This window comes from Nonomuraea polychroma (assembly GCF_004011505.1).
In the GTDB taxonomy this organism is placed as follows: domain Bacteria; phylum Actinomycetota; class Actinomycetes; order Streptosporangiales; family Streptosporangiaceae; genus Nonomuraea; species Nonomuraea polychroma.
The window spans coordinates 10163337-10180201 of record NZ_SAUN01000001.1 but is presented as its reverse complement, the minus strand read 5'-3'; the positions used below and the strand labels follow the sequence as shown (position 1 = coordinate 10180201).

Genomic DNA, 16865 nt, shown 5'->3' with positions numbered 1-16865 from the left:
GGGTCCTCGCCCCGGTCGCGGGTGTCGCGACGGCTGGAGTCTCCTGACTCCCGGATCAGCGCTCACCCCGGCCTTCCCACCCGTCGCCGGGCAGTGGCCTGCGGTGGGGTTCGCTCCCCGGTCACAGTGGCGGGACCGCGCCGGATTCGCACCGGCTTCCTCCCTTGCCATCGCCTATCGAGGAGCCTACGACAGGAGCGACTCCCGCCAGAAGTGGCGTTACCATCCTGATCGTGTCCATAGCCGACTTTTCCGGACGGGTGCGCCCTGATGCCTGTCCGGGGGCGCTACAGGTGCACGAGGCCGCCGACGGCGCGCTGGCCCGGATTCGCCTGCCCGGCGGCGCCATCTCACCCGCCCAGCTCCGCACGGTGGCGGCCGGTGCGGCCGACCTCGGCTCGGGCGTGATCGAGCTGACGTCCCGGGCGAACGTGCAGGTGCGTGGCCTGCGTTCGCCCGCCGCCTTCGCCGAGGGGATCGCCGCCGCCGGCCTGCTGCCGTCGGCGGCGCACGAGCGGGTGCGCAACATCGTGGCCTCGCCGCTCGGCGGGCGCGGGCGCGCGGGGCTGCTCGACACCCAGCCGTTGGTGGAGGCGCTGGACCGGACACTGTGTGCGCTGCCCCGCCTGGCCGGGCTGCCGGGACGGTTCCTGTTCGCGGTGGACGACGGCACCGGCGACATGCCTGGGCTCGGCGCCGACGTCACGTTCGTCCCCGGCGCTGCGAAGGGGCGGCTGCTGCTGGCGGGGGTGGATGCCGGGCTCGCTGTGGGGGCGGATGTGGCGGTCCGACGGATGATCGCCGCCGCCGAGGCGTTCCTCGACGAACGGGAGAGCTCCGGAGGAGAACGGGCCGCCTGGCGGATCGGGGAGCTGGCGGACGGGCCGGCCCGGATCGCGGCCCGGCTCGGCGCTGCCGGAGACCGTGCCACGACGCCCCTTCCCGCCGTGCCTGCGCAGCGCGCTGGGCGCATCGATCAGCGTGATGGCCGCGTGGCGCTGGAGGCCGTGGTGCCGCTCGGACGGCTGTCCGCCGCACAGGCACGCACCATCGCTGACGTGGCCTGTGACCGCGTGCCCATCCGGTTCACGCCGTGGCGGACCATCGTGCTCCTTGACGTGCCGCCTGCCGGCGCCGACGGGGTGACGCGGAGCTTGGAGGCGGCCGGGCTGGTCACCGACCCGGCGTCGCCCTGGGTCGGCGTGAGCGCCTGCACCGGCCGTCCGGGCTGCGCCAAGTCGCTGGCCGACGTGCAAGAAGACGCGCGGCGCTGGGTGGCGGCCCTTGACAGTCCTCCGGCGACACCCGTGCACTGGGCCGGTTGCGAGCGGCGCTGCGGGCTGCCGCGCGGCCAGGTCGTCCAGATGATCGCCACCGGCGACGGATACCAGGAAAGGCAGCAGTGAGCGACTACCTCCGCGACGGCGCCGAGATCTACCGGCGCTCGTTCGCGACCATCCGCGCCGAGACCGACCTCACCGGGATGCCGCCCGAGGTGGCGCAGGTTGCGGTACGGATGATCCACGCCTGCGGCATGACCGACCTCGTCGCCGACCTGGACTGGTCGCCGGGGGTCGTCGTCCGGGCCCGCGAGGCGCTGCGTGGTGGAGCGCCCGTGCTGTGCGATGCGCAGATGGTCGCCTCCGGCGTGACCAGGCGCAGGCTGCCCGCGGACAACGACGTGGTGTGCACACTGAGCGACCCCGGCGTGCCGGAACTGGCCGAGCGGCTCGGCACCACGCGCAGCGCCGCGGCACTGGAGCTCTGGCGCGACCGCCTCGACGGCGCTGTGGTGGCGATCGGCAACGCGCCGACCGCGCTGTTCCGGCTGCTGGAGCTGGTCGCAGAGGGCGCGGGCAGGCCCGCCGCCGTGCTCGGGATCCCGGTGGGGTTCATCGGCGCGGCCGAGTCCAAGCGGGCGCTGGCGGACAGCGACCTGGAGTACCTGGTGGTGCACGGCCGCCGCGGCGGCAGTGCGATGACGGCGGCGGCGGTCAACGCCATCGCGAACGAGACGGAGTGATGGCGATGACGGGACGGCTGTACGGCGTCGGCCTCGGCCCCGGGGACCCGGAGCTGGTCACGGTCAAGACGGCCCGGCTGATCGGCGAGGCCGACGTGATCGCCTACCACGCCGCCAGGCACGGCCGCAGCATCGCCCGCTCGATCGCGCTGCCGTACATGAAGGAGGGGCAGATCGAGGAGCTGCTGCTCTACCCGCTGACGACGGAGACCACCGACCATCCCGGCGGCTACCAGGGCGCGCTCGACGACTTCTACGCCGACTGCGCCGAGCGGCTGGCCGCCCACCTGGACGCGGGCCGGACCGTGGTCGTCCTGTCGGAGGGCGACCCGCTGTTCTACGGCTCGTACATGCACATGCACAAGCGGCTCGCCCACCGCTACCCCACCGAGGTGGTGCCCGGCGTCACCTCCGTCAGCGCCGCCTCCGCGGTGCTGGGCCGGCCGCTGGTCGAGCGGGACGAGGTGCTGACCGTGCTGCCCGGCACGCTGCCCGCCGAGGTGCTGGCGGAGCGGCTGCGCGACACCGACTCGGCGGCGGTGCTCAAGCTGGGCCGGACCTTCGAGAAGGTCCGCGACGCCCTGGCGGAGGCGGGGCGGCTGGACGACGCCTGGTACGTCGAGCGCGCCACCATGGGCGCCGAGCGCGTCGCACCGCTCAAGGACGTGGACGCCGACGGCGTGCCGTACTTCTCGCTGGCCCTGCTCGCCAGCCCCGCCGAACGGACCTTCGTCCCCGAACCGCCCGCGGCCGAGTCCCGGGGCGAGGTGGTCGTGGTGGGCCTCGGGCCCGCCGGGCGGCCGTGGCTGACGCCCGAGGCCCAGGAGGCGCTCGCGGCGGCGACCGACCTGGTCGGCTACGGCCCCTACGTGGACCGCGTCGCCCCGAATCCGCGCCAGCGCCGCCACCGCACCGACAACCGGGTCGAGGCCGAGCGCGCCCGGCACGCCCTGGAGCTGGCCCGAGACGGAGCGCGGGTGGCCGTGGTGTCCTCCGGCGATCCGGGCGTGTTCGCCATGGCCAGCGCCGTGCTGGAGGCGGCGGCCGACTTCCCGGACGTGCCGGTGCGGATCGTCCCCGGGCTGACCGCCGCGCAGGCGGTGGCCAGCCGGGTCGGCGCTCCGCTGGGCCACGACTACTGCGTGCTGTCGCTGTCGGACCTGCTCAAACCGTGGGAGGTGGTGGCCGGCCGGCTGACCGCCGCCGCCAAGGCCGACCTGGTGCTGGCGATCTACAACCCGGCCTCGCGCAGCCGTACCTGGCAGGTTGCCGCGGCCCGTGACCTGTTGCTGGAGCACCGTGACGCCGCCACCCCGGTGGTCATCGGGCGCAATGTCGGCGGCGATCATGAGAGCGTCACCGTCACCACGCTCGGCGAGCTCGACCCCGCGCAGGTGGACATGCGCTGCCTGCTGATCGTCGGCTCCTCGACGACCCGGGTCACCGATCGCGGCGTCGTCTACACGCCGCGCCGCTACCCCTGAGCCCAGGCCGCCGCCTCCTCGATGGTCTCCACCAGCCGGACGCCGGTGGGCAGCGGCGGCCGGTTCACCATGATCACCGGCAGTCCGAGCTCGCGGGCCGCGACCAGCTTGGCGGTCGTCATCCGCCCGCCGCTGTCCTTGGTGACCAGCACGTCCAGGCGGTGCTCGCGGATGATGGCGCGCTCCCCCTCGACGGTGTACGGCCCACGGTCGAGCAGGACGTGCACGTTGTCCGGGACGGGCGGCTCGGGCGGGTCGACCGACCTGGCGAGCAGCCACACCCCGGGCAGGCCGGTGAAGACCGGCAGGCTCCGGCGTCCGGTGGTCAGGAACACCCGCGCCGGGCTCGGCAGCCACGCGGCGGCCTCGTGCAGGGACGCGACGCGCTGCCAGGCGTCACCCGGCCCTTCCCGCCAGCCCGGACGGCGCAGGACCAGCAGCGGCACGCCCGTCCTCGCCGACGCCTGGGCCGCCGAGGCGGTCATCCGCGCGGCGAACGGGTGCGTGGCGTCCACCACGGCGTCGATCCGCTCGGCGGCCAGCCAGGCGGCCAGCCCGTCCGGCCCGCCGAACCCGCCTTCGCGCACCTCCCCGACCGGCAGGCGCGGATTGCTCACCCGCCCGGCCAGCGACGACACCACGTGAACACCGCGCACGGCCAGCTCGGCAGCCAGCGCCCGAGCCTCGGCCGTGCCGCCCAGGATCAGGACCCGTCGCACGGCCGCGCCCGCTCCGAGCTGTAGAGGTGGCTGTCGGGGAACTGCGTGGCCGACAGCACCCGGCCGACGACGATCACGGCCGTGCGCCGGATCCCGGCCTCGTGGACCTGCCCGGCGATGTCCGCCAGCGTGCCACGCAGGATCACCTCATCGGGCCTGCTGGCCCGCGCCACCACCGCCACCGGGCAGTCCGGCCCGTAGGACGGCAGCAGCTCCCCCACCACCGCGTCGATCCGCTGCACGGCCAGGTGCAGCACCATCGTGGCGCCGCTCGCGCCCAGTGTCTTCAGGTCCTCCCCCTCGGGCATCGGCGTGGCTCGCGCCGAGGTGCGGGTCAGGATGACCGTCTGGCCGACGCCCGGCACGGTCAGCTCCCTGCCCAGCGAGGCCGCCGCCGCCGCGAACGCCGGCACCCCGGGGACCACCTCGTACGGCACGCCGAGCTCGTCCAGCCTGCGCATCTGCTCGGCCACCGCGCTGAACACGGACGGGTCGCCCGAGTGCAGCCGGGCCACGTCGAGGCCCGCACGGTGGGCGGCGAGCAGTTCCGCGACGATCTCGTCGAGGGTCAGGTTCGCGGTGTTCACGAGCCGGGCTCCCTCCGGGCACGAGTCCAGGAGTTCCCGGGGCACCAGCGAGCCCGCATACAGACACACCGGCGACGACTGCAGCCGCCGCAGCCCGCGCAAGGTGATCAGGTCCGCGGCGCCGGGGCCCGCCCCGATGAAGTACACGGTCATGGCACGTCCTTCCTGGTGACCGACCACACGGTCACCGGCATGGCGGCCCGCCAGCCCGTGAAGGAGCCGACGGGCGAGGCCCGCTGCACGGCCAGGCGTACCAGATCGCCGCCGAGCCGGGCGTACCACTGGGCGATGACGGACTCCGACTCCAGGGTGACGGCGTTCGCTACCAGCCGGCCACCGGGCCGCAGCGCCGCCCAGCAACTCTCCAGCAGCCCGGGCGCGGTGGCTCCGCCGCCGACGAACACCGCGTCCGGCGCGGGCAGGCCCTCGAGCGCCGCCGGCGCCCTGCCTCCGACGACCCGCAGCGACGGCACTCCGAGCCGCTCGGCGTTGCGCGCTATGGCGGCGGCGCGGTCGGCCCTGCTCTCGATCGCCACAGCGGAGCACGCCGGGTGGCTGCGCATCCACTCAATGGCGATGCTGCCCGCTCCCGCTCCCACGTCCCACAGCAGTTGGCCGGGCAGCGGCGCGAGCCGCGACAAGCTGACGGCCCGCACCTCCCGCTTGGTGAGCTGCCCGTCGTGTTCGAACGCCGCATCGGGCAGCCCAGGCACGCGTGCCAGCGGCTCGACGCCGGGTTCGGCCACGCACTCGACGGCGATCACGTTCAGCGCGGACGGCTCGGATCCCGGCGATGCCCAGGTCGCCGCCGTTCCCGTCAGGACGGACTCGCTTGCCGCGCCCAGGTCCGACAGGACGGTCATGGGGCTCGGACCGTACCCCGCCCCGGCCAGCAGCCCGGCTACAAGGGATGGGGAGTCGCGCCCGGCGCCGAGCACGACGACCCGCCGCCCTGGGACGATCGCGGCCTTCAGCGCCGCCAGTGGGCGCCCCACGAGGCTGACCACGTCGACCTGCTCCACCGGCCAGCCGAGCCGGGCGCACGCGAGCGACAGCGACGAAAGATGCGGCACCACGCGGACGTTCGCCGCGCCCAGCAGTCGCACCAGCGTGGAGCCGATGCCGTAGAACAGGGGATCGCCACTGGCCAGCACGCACACCTCGCGCCCGGCGTACCTCTCCATGAGCGAGGGCAGCGCGGGCAACAGCGGTGCGGGCCAGGCGACCCGCTCGGCCGCCGGCGCGGGCACGAGGTCGAGCTGCCTGCGGCCGCCCATGAGAACCTCGGCGGTCTCCAGGGCCAGCCGCGCGGCGGCGGACAACCCGTCCCAGCCGTCCGCGCCGATGCCGACGACGGTGATCACACGTTGCCCAGCACGCGCGTCACCTGGATCTCCACGACGACCCGCGACGGGTTCGGCCGGGGCGGCTTGTAGCGGGCGGCGTAGCGGCGCTCGGCATCGGCGACCTGCTCCGGACCGGTACGCAGCACCGCCCGGCCCTCCAGCGTCGACCAGCGGCGGCCGTCCACCTGACAGACGGCCACCAGCGCGCCGCCTGCGCCGATGAGCCGGGCCTTGACCGAGGAACTCGAGGTGATCACCCGGGCGATGCCGGTCTCCAGGTCCAGCGTCGCGCCGACCGGCACCACGTGAGGCGGGCCGTCGGGGCGCGCGGTGGACAGCGTGCACAGGTGCCGCTCCTGCCAGAACGCGGCGAAGGCGTCGCCCTGCTCGACGAGATCCACGCCCCTCCTTGGCCTCCTTGGGGTAATTTGCGAGGCATATCGTATATCCACCGTTCTGGCAGACTCGTGCGGGTGAAGCGGCTACTCGTCATCGGCATCGGCGCCGGCGATCCCGACCATCTCACCCTGCAGGCGGTCAAGGCCATCGCCGCCACCGACGTGTTCCTCATCGTGGACAAGGGCGAGGTCAAGCACGATCTGGTCCAGCTTCGGCTGGACCTGATCACCGAGCACGGCCGCCGGCCGTACCGGGTCATCGAGGCCCGCGACCCCGAGCGCGACCGGACCGCCCCGGCGTACACCGCCGCCGTGGAGGACTGGCGCACGCGGCGGGCGCTTGCCCTCGAGGCGCTCGTCCGGGACGAGCTGCCCGACGGCCAGACCGGGGCGTTCCTGGTATGGGGCGATCCAAGCGTGTACGACAGCACGCTGGCCATCGTCGAGGAGATCCTCCAGCGTGGGAACGTCACCTTCGAGTACGAGGTCATCCCCGGGATCAGCAGCGTGGCCGCGCTCACCGCCCGCCACCGCACCAGCCTCACCCAGGTCGGACGGCCCGTGCACCTCACCACGGGCCGCCGCCTCGCCGAGCACGGCCCCACCGCCGACGACGTGGTCGTCATGCTGGACGCGCACTGCTCCTTCGCCGGCCTCGACGACTTCCACATCCACTGGGGCGCCTACCTTGGAACTCCCGACGAGATCCTGGTGTCCGGGCCGGTGGCCGAGGTCGGCGATCGCATCCGCGAGTTGCGTGCCGAGGCGCGTACCCGCAAGGGCTGGATCATGGACACATACCTCCTGCGTCGCCTGCCTCGTACAGAGGGTTGACGCGGCCTGCCGGTCAGCCTCGCCCGTGCTGGCCCCTGATGGCGATATCGGGGATGTCAGGAGTTGCGTGGGGTCACCAGACCGGATTCGTAGGCGAGGACGACGAGTTGGGCGCGGTCACGGGCGTGGAGCTTGGCCATGGCCCGGTTGACATGGGTTTTCGCGGTCTGTGAGCTGATCGCCATGCGGTCGGCGATCTGGTCGTTGGACAGGCCCTGCGCGACCAGGGCGACGGCCTCGCGTTCGCGGTTGGTCAGCTCTTCCAGCCCCGTGCCGGCGCCGATGTGGAGCGGCTGGGTGACGTACCGGTTGATCAGCTTGCGGGTGATCGATGGCGCGAGCAGGGCGTCACCGCGCGCGGCAACGCGTACGGCGTGCAGGAAGTCTTCCGGCACGATGTCTTTGACGAGGAATCCGGCCGCGCCGGCGCGCAACGCGTTGAAGACGTATTCGTCCAAGCCGTAGTTGGTCAGGATGACGACATGCACCCCGGCCAGGGTCGGGTCCGCGGCGATGCGCCGGGTCGCCTCGATGCCGTCGAGGACCGGCATCTGGATGTCGATGAGCGCGACGTCGGGCCGGTGTTCCTTGACCAGGGCCAGGCCCTCCCGCCCGTCGGCGGCCTCGGCCACCACCTCGATGTCGTCTTCGAGGTCGAGGAGCGCGCGGAATCCGCTGCGAAGGAGCGGCTGGTCGTCGACCAGCAGGACACGGATCATGACGTTCGGTCCACGGGGAGTTCGGCCTGGACGGTGAAGCCGCCCTCGCCGCGCGGTGCCGCTAATAGGCGACCGCCGAGGGCGGTGACGCGTTCCCGCATGCCGAGCAGCCCGACGCCGGGCACAGGGGCGGTGTCCGGGGTGGCCTTGCCGTCGTCATCGATGCGTACCGCGAGAGCGTCGGGACGGTAGTCGATCCGGACCGACGCCGTCGCGGCGGCGGCGTGACGGGCGATGTTGGTGAGTGACTCCTGAACGATCCGGTAGGCGGTCCGGTCCACCGCGGCCGGCACGTCATGTCGTTGTCCCTCGATCGTCAGCGTCGCCTCCAGACCGGTCGTCCGAGCCCGTTCCACCAGTTCCGCGACGTGGTCGAGCCCACGGGGCGGACTCGTGTCGTCGTCGCGCAGCGCCTCCAGGGTCGCCCGCAGTTCCCGGGCCGCCTCACGTCCGGCCTCCTGGATCGCCAGCAGCGCCTCCGGCACCTGTTCGCCCCGCTTGCGGGCCACGTGGACGGCGACCTCGGCCTGTAGCTTGATGATCGAGATCTGGTGGGTGAGCGAGTCGTGCAACTCCCGCGCGATGTGCAGCCGCTCCTCGTCGGCGCGGCGCCGCGCGGTCTCCTCCCGGGTGCGCTCGGCTTCGTCCGCCCGCCGCTCGGCCTGCCGCAGCGCTTCACCCGCGGCGCCGGCCGCGATCAGCCAGGCCAGCTCCAGGGCGCCCCGGGCCTGCGCGAACGCCTCGCCCGTGTCGTGCAGGCCCGAGGCCAGGGCCGCCAGGGGGAGAACAGCCAGCATGATCACACTCGCCACCACCGTGACGGTACGGTGTCCCGCCCGCACGGCTGCGTACACCGCGAACAGGTACGCGACGGCCGGCACGTCGAAACCGGCCGCCTGATAACCCGCCGCGCACAGCCCCGTGACGGCCAGGACGAGAACCGGGGCCCGGCGGCGCGCGGCCAGCCCCAGACCGCCGGCCGTCAGCAGCACGTAGCCGAGCAGGTCGAGGTACGTGCCGGAGTGCTGCTCGGACAGCCCGGTGACCAGCAGCGCCGCCGCCACGCCGACGGCGATCCCCCAGTCGGTGACACGTGCCCGGCCACCGAATCGTCCTACGCTCATGCGCGCACCATAGCCCCATGTCGGGGCCGGCAAATCCGGCGCAAGGATGACGGCCGCCTACCGCACACGCAGTACCTTCGCGGCTCCTGCAGCGTCCGCGGCAGCCGGCTAAGGCATCGGCGGCAGCACGGATTTCCCACGCCAGCGGGACGATCCGCGGTGGGTCCGGCGGACATCATCAGGCGACGACCAGTCCTCGGAGGAGAAGGAGCATCCCATGTCCGTCCGTCACCTGCTCGCCGCCGCAGCCGCCCCGCTCGCAGCTTTCTGGCTCGCCACACCTGCGGCCGCACACGTCCTAGTCCAGCCGGACCCCGTCAGTTCCTACGGCTTGACCGCCGGGCGTCTCTGGTCCTTGGTGGCCGCGCTGCTGGGGCTGGCCGGCGCGGTCATCGGCGGGCTCGCTCTGGCCCGCTCCGCCGGCCGTATCGGCAAAGGCAACGGAAGACGCGGAGCCATCGTGGCCCTGGTAGCAGGACTGGCGGGGGCGGTCATCGGCGGGCTGGTCGTGGCGGCCGCCGAGGGTGGCCCCGGCACCGGCTACGGAATTGTCGGGGGCTATGTGGCCCTGGTGGTGGGGCTGATCAGCACGGTCCTCGGCGGGCTCGCTCTGACCCGCAACCGCCGCACCGCCGCACCGGCCGACCGCTGACCGGCCGACCGGCTGACCGGCCGACCCCTGACCGGCCGACCGGCCGACCGGAGCCTCTTTGGCGGCGAGGGCCGACCGCAACGAGGGGAGGTCACGTGCGCGGCTTGCGCCGCTCCAGCCAGTCAGGGTCGGTAGCCGGACTCGGCAGAGCGCCCGGCCGCCTCCAGCAGCCGGAGGCGCACTCCCGGACCGTCTGCCGCGGCCTTTGCCCCACTCTTCCCCAGCCTTCACCTCGCGACCGTTTACCGGATCCGTAGAGGGCATGCGAACAGGGAAGGATCGTTCGAAGGAGCGGACCATGGTCGTCAAGCCCGAGCAGCTCGCCTTCTACGCGGTTCTCATCGCACTAGGAGTGCTGGAGATCGTCGAATGGCCCATTGTGGCCATCGTCGGCGTCGGCCACTTCCTGGCCGGCCAGCACCGCTTCGTCATCTTGCAGGAAGCCGGGGAGGCCGCGGAATTCGCCTGAGCGGATCCGCCCGGCCCTGCCCGGGCGTGCCGGGCAGAGCACGGGTGCAGGCCTGGCTGACCTCCTCCCCTTCGGCTTAGGGAGTGGCGCGGAAGGTGTAGTTCGAGGAGTGGTGACGAACTGCGACGCCGTGGCACTGTCGATCACCTTCGTGCCCTGTGTGCTCCCATCGAGCACGACGACGTTCGCCGCGACGTTGCTGACCACGCTGTTGTTGGACAGGTGGTTGTTGTGTCCGGAGGCGACCAGGATGATGGTGGGTTGGGCGCCGAAGGGGTGATCTTGGCGGGGGCGACGTCGTAGGCGAAGAGGTTGCCGGTCACCATGTTGCCGTCACCGCGCAGGTGGACCACCCCGTACAGGTCGTCCTTGTGTTGCGGAGGTGAATAGCCGATGTGGCCTGCGCCGATGTGGTTGTCGGTGACCTTCGACGCCTGCCCGGAGCCGATCAGCTCCACACAGCTGCCGCATTCGGCGATGAAGTTGCCGCGCACGCTCAGCGCGTCCGCGTCCCGCACGATCAGCGCTCGCTCCAGGTAGACGAACCCCATACGTTCGATGCGGAAGGCGTCGTTGGCCGTGTCGACCCGGATCCCGATCTTGCCGTTGGTGTAGGCGTTCTGGTTCGGCGTGAAGGAGAGCCCGTCGAGGCAGAAGTTGTCGAAGACGACCGAGCTCAGCCGCGGATCCCCGCTGCGGGAGACGAGGAAGGCCTCGCTTTTGCCGTCGGTGTTCTCGACCCGGATCCGGCTGCCGCCCGGCCAGATCTCGTGCCAGGACCAGGTGTCCCCGGCGTTGTAGCGGATGCTGGAGGAGGCGAAGCCGTGGCCGTCGCCCCTGATGGTGAGGTAGCTGACGTCGACCGTGACCCTGGTCTTGAGAGGGTAGTCGCCGGGAGGGATGTAGATCACCGCCCCGGGCTTCGACGACTGGTTGGGCTGGCGGGTCTTGATGTCGGCGATGATGTCGTTGATCAGTGCACCGATGTCGGTGTAGCAGGTGATGGCCGGGTTGGTGGAGTGGCGCCAGGTCGTGACGTCGTACACCGTGGGCGGCGTTGCCATGGCGGACGCGGGGGACTGGCCCGACAGCACGGCTAAGCCGGCCGCTGCCGCGCCAACGGCCGGGGCTCGGAGCAGCACGCGCCTGCTGAGGCCGGAATCCTTCTGGGTCATGCGGTTCCTCCTGGGGGGTGAGAAGCGAAATCCGGGTGGGAGGGGACAGGTGGAGTTCGCCCGGCGCTGGTGGCCGCCGAGCACGGGGACACCGCGGGCGGCTACCGCGCCGCCAGGCGCCTGCTCGACCTCCCGGAGCGGCCGTCCGCGATCTTCTGCTTCAACGACCGGATGGCGATGGGGTGCTACCGGGCCGCAGGGGAGCTCGGGCTGAGCATCCCTCACGATCTGTCCGTGGTCGGCTATGACGACCAGGACCTCATCGCCCCGGAGCTCTCTCCGCCGCTGACCACGGTCGCGCTGCCCCACTACCAGATGGGTGAATGGGCGGTCCGCACCCTGCTCGCCGCAATCGAAGGCACGGCGATCCCGCAAGCTGCTGTCGCGATGCCGTGCCCGCTCGTCCGGCGCGACTCGGTGGGGCCGCCGGTCGGGGCCTTGTCCAGAAGCGCGGCAGCGTGCGACCGTACGGCGTGATGTCAGCGCAAGAGCAGGACAGCACTGGGCCGAATCCGCTGCATGCCGACAGTCTGCTGTTCGAGATGTACATGGCCGCGCTCGACCACGTGCTCGGCAAGCAAGAGATCAGGTCGGCTTTCGAGGAGTACGGCCTGACTGCCAGCGCGGTGCGCCTGCAGCTCACGGCCGATGCCCGGCGGGTGTTCGCGCGGGCCGTGCCAGAGTTCGACGCCTACCAGGCGCTGGTGCGCGACCGGATGGATCTTCTGCTGCCCAGCGAGAACAAGCTCGTCGCGTTGCGACCGCTGGCTATCTGGCTGGCGTCGGCCGGGGCGTTGGCTGTGGTGGGTGCGCAGGTCGGAGCACTCTGGTGGGAATCGGCTTGGATCGGGTGGTGGGCGGGCGTCGTGCTGCTTGTGGCCGCCGCGGTCGCCTTCTGGCTGTTCAAGGTGCCGATGCAGCGTTTCGGCCGCCGCCTGCTGGGCGGCGACCTGGTCGCCGGGCTCAACCCCGAGCTGGATCGCGCCAGGAGCGCGCTGATGCGAGCCGTCGGACGTGGCGCGTTGCTCGAAGAGGTGCGGGCGATCGTCAACCTCATGCGGGCCGACCGGTTCGGCGGGACGTTCTCGGTCACCAGCAGCCCCGGTCTGTACGAGCTGCACGACAGCGTCTTCTACGTTCCAACGCGGACGGCACAGGAGGTGCGCAGGCTTCTGGACACTGTCAGCGGCATCAGCCTCGGTGTCGCGGGCCCGCGTGGCGCCGGCAAGTCCACGATCATCCGTTACTACTGCGACCCCGCCCAGACCACCAGCGACGATCTGCGCTGCATGGTCGCCGCGCCCGTCGACTACGCCGCACGCGACTTCGTGCTCCACCTGTTCGCGACCTTCTGTAAGAGCGTGATCAGGCACTACACGGCGCGCCCGGACGAGGACGAGCAGGAAGAGAGGCTGCGCGACGGGATGACGACGATCCAGTGGCTTGGCCGCGAACTGGTCATCGGGCTGGCCCTCTATGGCGTGATCGGGGCCGGGGTGTGGTTCCTGGTGCCAGATCCCTGGAGGCTGGCGGTCGTCGTGGTGGTGGGCGCGGTGGGTCTGTGGCGCTACATCAGCATGGTCATGCGGGCAATTCTGCGCTGGGGACGGCACCGGGATGAGGAGACACGCAAACTGGTCAGAGCGGCCAGGAGGCACCTGACCAGGGTGCGCTTCCTCCAATCGCGCAGTTTGACCTGGTCCGGCGCGGTCAAACTGGCCATCGGCGTGGAGGGACAGGTTGGAGAGTCGGTGTCTCATGCCGAGCAGCCGCTCAGCTATCCGGAGGCTGTGGAGCAATTCCGCGACTTCACTCGCCGCGTCGCCGCCTTCGCCGACAAAAAGGGACACAGCGTCTTTATCGGCGTGGACGAGCTCGACAAGATTGGTTCGGCGGAGCAGGCAGAACGCTTCCTCAACGAGATCAAGGGCATCTTCGGCCTTCCGCATGTCTACTTCATGGTGTCGGTTTCCGACGACGCCCTCATGGCCTTCGAACGGCGTGGCCTCCCCCTCCGCGACGCCTTCGACAGCTCCTTCGACGAGATCATCCGGGTGGGTACGCTCGATTACGCCGAGAGCCGCCGGTTGCTGTACCGGCGGATCATCGGCCTCAGCGAGCCGTACGTCGCTCTCTGCCACGTGCTGGCAGGAGGGCTGGCCCGCGACCTGCTGCGGGCCGCGCGTCAACTCGTCCGCCTCGGCCACGCCCTGATGGCCCCGGACGGCTGGCAGGGACAGGAGGAGGAGCTCTTCTTCGGCGTCGACGTGAACCGCTACGTGTTCATGGCCGAGGACAACGAGGCCGGAGATCCGCTGCCGCCGCCGTCCCTACGTGAGCTGTCGGCGGCGCTGGCCTCGGAGGAACTCACCCGCAAGGCGCGCGCGATCGTCCATGCACTAGGTGAGGGCGACTGCCGCGACCTGCTCTACGAGGTGGCTTACGGAGAAGCCGTGCTGGACGAGCCGATGAGGATCGTGGACACGGTGCTGGCCCAGGGCCAACTCGCCCCGCTCCTGCGGGATTTCGCGGCGTACGCCTATTTCTGTGAGACGTTGCGGACCTTCTTCGGAGAGCTGGATGACGCGACGATCGCCCGCTGCACGGACGCGAAGCGATGGCCGGGCAGCTTCGACGCGCTGGCGGCCGCGCGTTACGCGTTCGTGGTGGACGCGGAGATCGCGTGGCAAGCCGTCTCCGCCTTCCGCTCGGCGTGGCAGCTACCCGTACGGGATCTTCACCGGTGAAGCCGGCGCACCGGAAGAGCTACGAGCGGTGAACGCGCCCCACCCGGTCGCGCTCGTCCGCGCCGGAGACCGCTGTGAACGCGGCCGTCCGGTTGAGCGCGAGGACGTGGCCGCATGAGCGGCCGGGTGCGAGTGTGGTGTCTGCGCCACGGCGAATCGGCGAACGTCATTGCCGGGATCGCGGGAGCCGTTCCGACGGCACCACTGACGGCTCGTGGCCGCCGCCAGGCCATCGCCGCCGCCCAAGCGCTCGCGGGCGAGCCGCTCGCCAGGATCTACGCCAGTACGGCGCTGCGGGCACGCCAAACCGCCGAGCTCCTTGCCACCGCGCCGACCGTCGACATCGCGGAGATGCCGGAACTGGTCGAAGTCGGAATCGGTCAGCACGAGGGGACGAGCGACCCGTCGATCCGCGCACATACCGCAGAGGTGCTCCGTGCCTGGATCATCGATCAGGATCTGGGCCGACGGGTGGCAGACGGCGAGTCAGGCCGCCAGGTCGTCGCCCGTGTGACGGCGGCGTTCCGGCAGATCGCCGACCTTCATCCCGGGGAGACCGTCGCGGTCGTCGGCCACGTCGCCAGCCTCACCGTCACGCTTGGCCGGCTCTGCGCCCTCGGCACCCGGGTCTGGGGAAAGCCGCTGCCGCACGCTCACCCCTTCCTCGTCGAAGGGGACGGCCACGCCTGGAGCTGCCCGGCGTGGCCCGGTGCGGCCGACTAACTGTCCGAGCGTGATTTCCCGCAACCTGCGAAACGAGTCAGGAACTCCTGCGCTCGCTCTTCGACTCGGCCGGGGCGCTGAGTGGAGTAAGGGCGGCTGATCGGCTACGTCGCCGGTACTCGGTGGGTGTCAGCCCGACCAGGGTCCGGAAGCGGCGGGCGAAGTACGTCGGGTCGTCCCAGCCGACGGCGGCGCCGACCCGAGCAGCCGGCAGGGCCGAGTGTGCCAGCAACGTGGCGGCGCGCTCGGCCCGTAGCCGGGCCAGGAAGTCCAGTGGCGTCAACCCGACGTACCGCCTGAACAGCCGGCCGAGATAGGTGGGATCCAGGTTGACAGCCCGGGCGAGGTCATCCAGCCGCCACGGATGGGCAGGCGCTGCCTCGAGCCGGGCGACGGTGGCGGCGACAGCGGGGTGAATGGCGGGCTCGAGCGTTTCCCGTTCGGGGTCACGGCCGTCGGCCAGGATGCCGAGCACGGTGATCAGCCGGCCCAGCACACGGCCCGGCCGGCCCTGATCGGCTCCGAGGTCCCGTTCGAGCAGGCTGATCTCCGCGATGGCCTCCTCGGCGGCGGCCGGATCGACGGTCACGACCGCAACGCCGTGCGTGCCGGATGCCACCGGATCGGTCCACAGCGTCCGGCGCAGCATCGGGATGTCGTACAGCGCCGCCAGTTCGGCCCGTAGTGCCTGGGCGGACAGGCAGCAGTTGGCGACGACCAGGTCGGCGCAGTCCCGGAGCCCGTGCCAGGCGCCGGGGCGGAGCACGATGACCTGCCCGCGCCGCAGCGGGTGCTCGCCCTGGCTGGTCACGTGCCGGCCGCGGCCGGTTCCGATCACCGCGATCTCGAGGAAGTCGTGCGCGTGCGACTCGATGTCGAGATCCAAGCGGTGGACACCTGCCAAGACCGGGCCCCCGGCGAACAGCGCGTGCTCGTGCAGCGTGGCAGGCATGTCGGGATCGTACGACTGCTCGCCGGGATCGGCCTAGCCCGGAGCGGCACGCCTCGACGAGGCTTGCAGTGTCCCAACGGCAAGAACCTTGGAGGTCAGCGATGGCTACGACCACGACCGAGCAGTCCGGCAGCGACGTCGATGCCGACGGCCGGGTGCCGGAGGAGCTTGTGGCGGCGTACCGCGAATACGGTTTCGTCCGAGTACGAGGCGTTCTTGAGCCCGACCAGGTCGAGCGCTTCCGGGCGAGCGCCGAGGCGTTCCTGGAGGCGCATCGCTCGGAGAGCCTGGAGAAGCAAGGCGTCTTCAGCCAGCTGGTCAACGTCTGGCAACGCGACCAGACGCTGCGGGAGCTCACGTTCGATCGGCGGCTCGGCCGGATCGCCGAACAGCTCGCCGGGTTCCCGCTGCGGCTGTGGCACGACCAGATGCTGGTCAAGGAGCCGCACAACAACGCCGCCACGGAGTTCCACCAGGATCGTCCGTACTGGCCGCATGCGGGCGACCGGCTCCCGCTGTCGGCGTGGACAGCGCTGGTCGACGTTCCGCCGGAGCGGGGCTGCATGACTTTCCTGCCCGGCACCCAGGATCGCACCGGCCTGCGCCCGCAGGACCTCCACCACGAGGACGACCTGTTCGGGATGGACCCGTCTTTGCGCTGGATCCCTCGGGTCACCGTGCCGCTCCGCGCCGGCGACTGCACCTTCCACAGCGGCTACACCGGTCACATGGCGCTGCCCAACCGCACCGACCAGGCCCGGCTCGCGCACGTCACGATCTACATGGACGAGGCGACCCGCTACAGCGGGACCCGGCACATCGTGACCGATCCTCTCGGACTCGCCGCGGGCGATCGGTTGGATGGCGACACATTCCCCCGCCCCTGGGCTTAGGTGGCTGACGTTGAGCTTGT

General features: G+C 71.5%; 17 protein-coding genes, 1 pseudogene and 1 riboswitch. Of the genes and pseudogenes, 9 read left to right on the top strand and 9 right to left on the bottom strand.

Features of this window, described 5'->3' with window-relative positions:
* Positions 1 to 19 precede the first annotated feature (19 nt).
* A riboswitch (cobalamin riboswitch) is annotated at positions 20 to 200 on the bottom strand.
* Positions 201 to 233: 33 nt separating this feature from the next.
* From cobG to cobJ, 3 genes are read left to right on the top strand one after another with little or no spacing between them, the layout of a single operon-like run.
* The gene (cobG, locus tag EDD27_RS47275) at positions 234 to 1406 is read left to right on the top strand and encodes a precorrin-3B synthase (RefSeq protein WP_241564631.1); all 1173 of its coding nucleotides are present in this window, start codon (positions 234 to 236) and stop codon (positions 1404 to 1406) included.
* A complete protein-coding gene (locus tag EDD27_RS47270; RefSeq protein ID WP_164904113.1) occupies positions 1403 to 2023 on the top strand; it encodes a precorrin-8X methylmutase in 621 nt (206 codons plus the stop codon). The genes cobG and EDD27_RS47270 overlap by 4 nt, the downstream gene beginning before the upstream one ends.
* 5 nt (positions 2024 to 2028) lie before the next feature.
* Positions 2029 to 3507 carry a precorrin-3B C(17)-methyltransferase gene (cobJ, locus tag EDD27_RS47265; protein ID WP_127939180.1) on the top strand — a complete coding sequence of 493 codons (1479 nt, stop codon included), beginning with the start codon at positions 2029 to 2031 and terminating at the stop codon, positions 3505 to 3507.
* Here cobJ and EDD27_RS47260 read toward each other — a convergent pair.
* The 4 genes from EDD27_RS47260 to EDD27_RS47245 are packed head-to-tail and all read right to left on the bottom strand — an operon-like array spanning position 3498 to position 6560.
* Positions 3498 to 4226, bottom strand: a complete 729-nt coding sequence (locus EDD27_RS47260; protein ID WP_127939178.1) for a cobalt-precorrin-6A reductase — start codon at positions 4224 to 4226, stop codon at positions 3498 to 3500. The two genes, cobJ and EDD27_RS47260, sit on opposite strands and share 10 nt — an antisense overlap.
* Positions 4211 to 4966, bottom strand: a complete 756-nt coding sequence (gene cobM, locus EDD27_RS47255) for a precorrin-4 C(11)-methyltransferase (RefSeq protein ID WP_127939176.1) — start codon at positions 4964 to 4966, stop codon at positions 4211 to 4213. Before cobM ends, EDD27_RS47260 begins: the two co-directional genes overlap by 16 nt.
* Positions 4963 to 6177 carry a precorrin-6y C5,15-methyltransferase (decarboxylating) subunit CbiE gene (cbiE, locus tag EDD27_RS47250; RefSeq protein WP_127939174.1) on the bottom strand — a complete coding sequence of 405 codons (1215 nt, stop codon included), beginning with the start codon at positions 6175 to 6177 and terminating at the stop codon, positions 4963 to 4965. Before cbiE ends, cobM begins: the two co-directional genes overlap by 4 nt.
* Positions 6174 to 6560 (bottom strand): pyridoxamine 5'-phosphate oxidase family protein, encoded by a 387-nt coding sequence (locus tag EDD27_RS47245; protein WP_127939172.1) that lies wholly within the window; start codon positions 6558 to 6560, stop codon positions 6174 to 6176. Before EDD27_RS47245 ends, cbiE begins: the two co-directional genes overlap by 4 nt.
* A gap of 72 nt (positions 6561 to 6632) precedes the next feature.
* Here EDD27_RS47245 and cobF point away from each other — a divergent pair, with 72 nt between their 5' ends.
* Positions 6633 to 7391, top strand: a complete 759-nt coding sequence (cobF, locus tag EDD27_RS47240; protein ID WP_127939170.1) for a precorrin-6A synthase (deacetylating) — start codon at positions 6633 to 6635, stop codon at positions 7389 to 7391.
* A 56-nt stretch (positions 7392 to 7447) separates the two neighbouring features.
* Here the strand turns inward: cobF and EDD27_RS47235 are convergent, their stop codons facing one another.
* Both EDD27_RS47235 and EDD27_RS47230 read right to left on the bottom strand, forming a co-directional pair.
* A complete protein-coding gene (locus tag EDD27_RS47235; RefSeq protein WP_127939168.1) occupies positions 7448 to 8110 on the bottom strand; it encodes a response regulator in 663 nt (220 codons plus the stop codon).
* Positions 8107 to 9234: a sensor histidine kinase gene (locus EDD27_RS47230; protein WP_127939166.1), complete on the bottom strand. Its 1128-nt coding sequence runs from the start codon at positions 9232 to 9234 to the stop codon at positions 8107 to 8109. The genes EDD27_RS47235 and EDD27_RS47230 overlap by 4 nt, the downstream gene beginning before the upstream one ends.
* A gap of 217 nt (positions 9235 to 9451) precedes the next feature.
* Between EDD27_RS47230 and EDD27_RS47225 the strand changes: the two genes are divergently transcribed.
* Positions 9452 to 9886 (top strand): DUF6223 family protein, encoded by a 435-nt coding sequence (locus tag EDD27_RS47225; RefSeq protein WP_127939164.1) that lies wholly within the window; start codon positions 9452 to 9454, stop codon positions 9884 to 9886.
* A 346-nt stretch (positions 9887 to 10232) separates the two neighbouring features.
* On the opposite strand, the gene EDD27_RS59125 is transcribed toward EDD27_RS47225, so the two are convergent.
* On the bottom strand, positions 10233 to 10577 hold the full coding sequence (locus EDD27_RS59125; RefSeq protein WP_421917379.1) for a hypothetical protein: 345 nt from the start codon (positions 10575 to 10577) through the stop codon (positions 10233 to 10235).
* A complete protein-coding gene (locus EDD27_RS47220; protein WP_206641976.1) occupies positions 10499 to 11530 on the bottom strand; it encodes a hypothetical protein in 1032 nt (343 codons plus the stop codon). Before EDD27_RS47220 ends, EDD27_RS59125 begins: the two co-directional genes overlap by 79 nt.
* Positions 11531 to 11590: 60 nt before the next feature.
* Here EDD27_RS47220 and EDD27_RS47215 point away from each other — a divergent pair.
* The 3 genes and pseudogenes from EDD27_RS47215 to EDD27_RS47205 form a co-directional block, all read left to right on the top strand.
* Positions 11591 to 12007 (top strand): annotated as a pseudogene (locus EDD27_RS47215) (substrate-binding domain-containing protein); the annotation flags it as partial.
* The gene (locus EDD27_RS55085; protein ID WP_164904111.1) at positions 12007 to 14277 is read left to right on the top strand and encodes a hypothetical protein; all 2271 of its coding nucleotides are present in this window, start codon (positions 12007 to 12009) and stop codon (positions 14275 to 14277) included. The pseudogene EDD27_RS47215 and the gene EDD27_RS55085, both read left to right, overlap by 1 nt.
* Positions 14278 to 14391: 114 nt before the next feature.
* Positions 14392 to 15000 (top strand): histidine phosphatase family protein, encoded by a 609-nt coding sequence (locus EDD27_RS47205; RefSeq protein ID WP_206641972.1) that lies wholly within the window; start codon positions 14392 to 14394, stop codon positions 14998 to 15000.
* Positions 15001 to 15037: 37 nt separating this feature from the next.
* Here the strand turns inward: EDD27_RS47205 and EDD27_RS47200 are convergent, their stop codons facing one another.
* Entirely contained in the window at positions 15038 to 15952 is a 915-nt protein-coding gene (locus EDD27_RS47200) for a helix-turn-helix domain-containing protein (protein WP_127939158.1), read from the bottom strand.
* 101 nt (positions 15953 to 16053) lie between these two features.
* On the opposite strand from EDD27_RS47200, the gene EDD27_RS47195 reads away from it, so the two are divergent.
* Positions 16054 to 16845 carry a phytanoyl-CoA dioxygenase family protein gene (locus EDD27_RS47195; protein WP_127939156.1) on the top strand — a complete coding sequence of 264 codons (792 nt, stop codon included), beginning with the start codon at positions 16054 to 16056 and terminating at the stop codon, positions 16843 to 16845.
* Positions 16846 to 16865 lie beyond the last annotated feature (20 nt).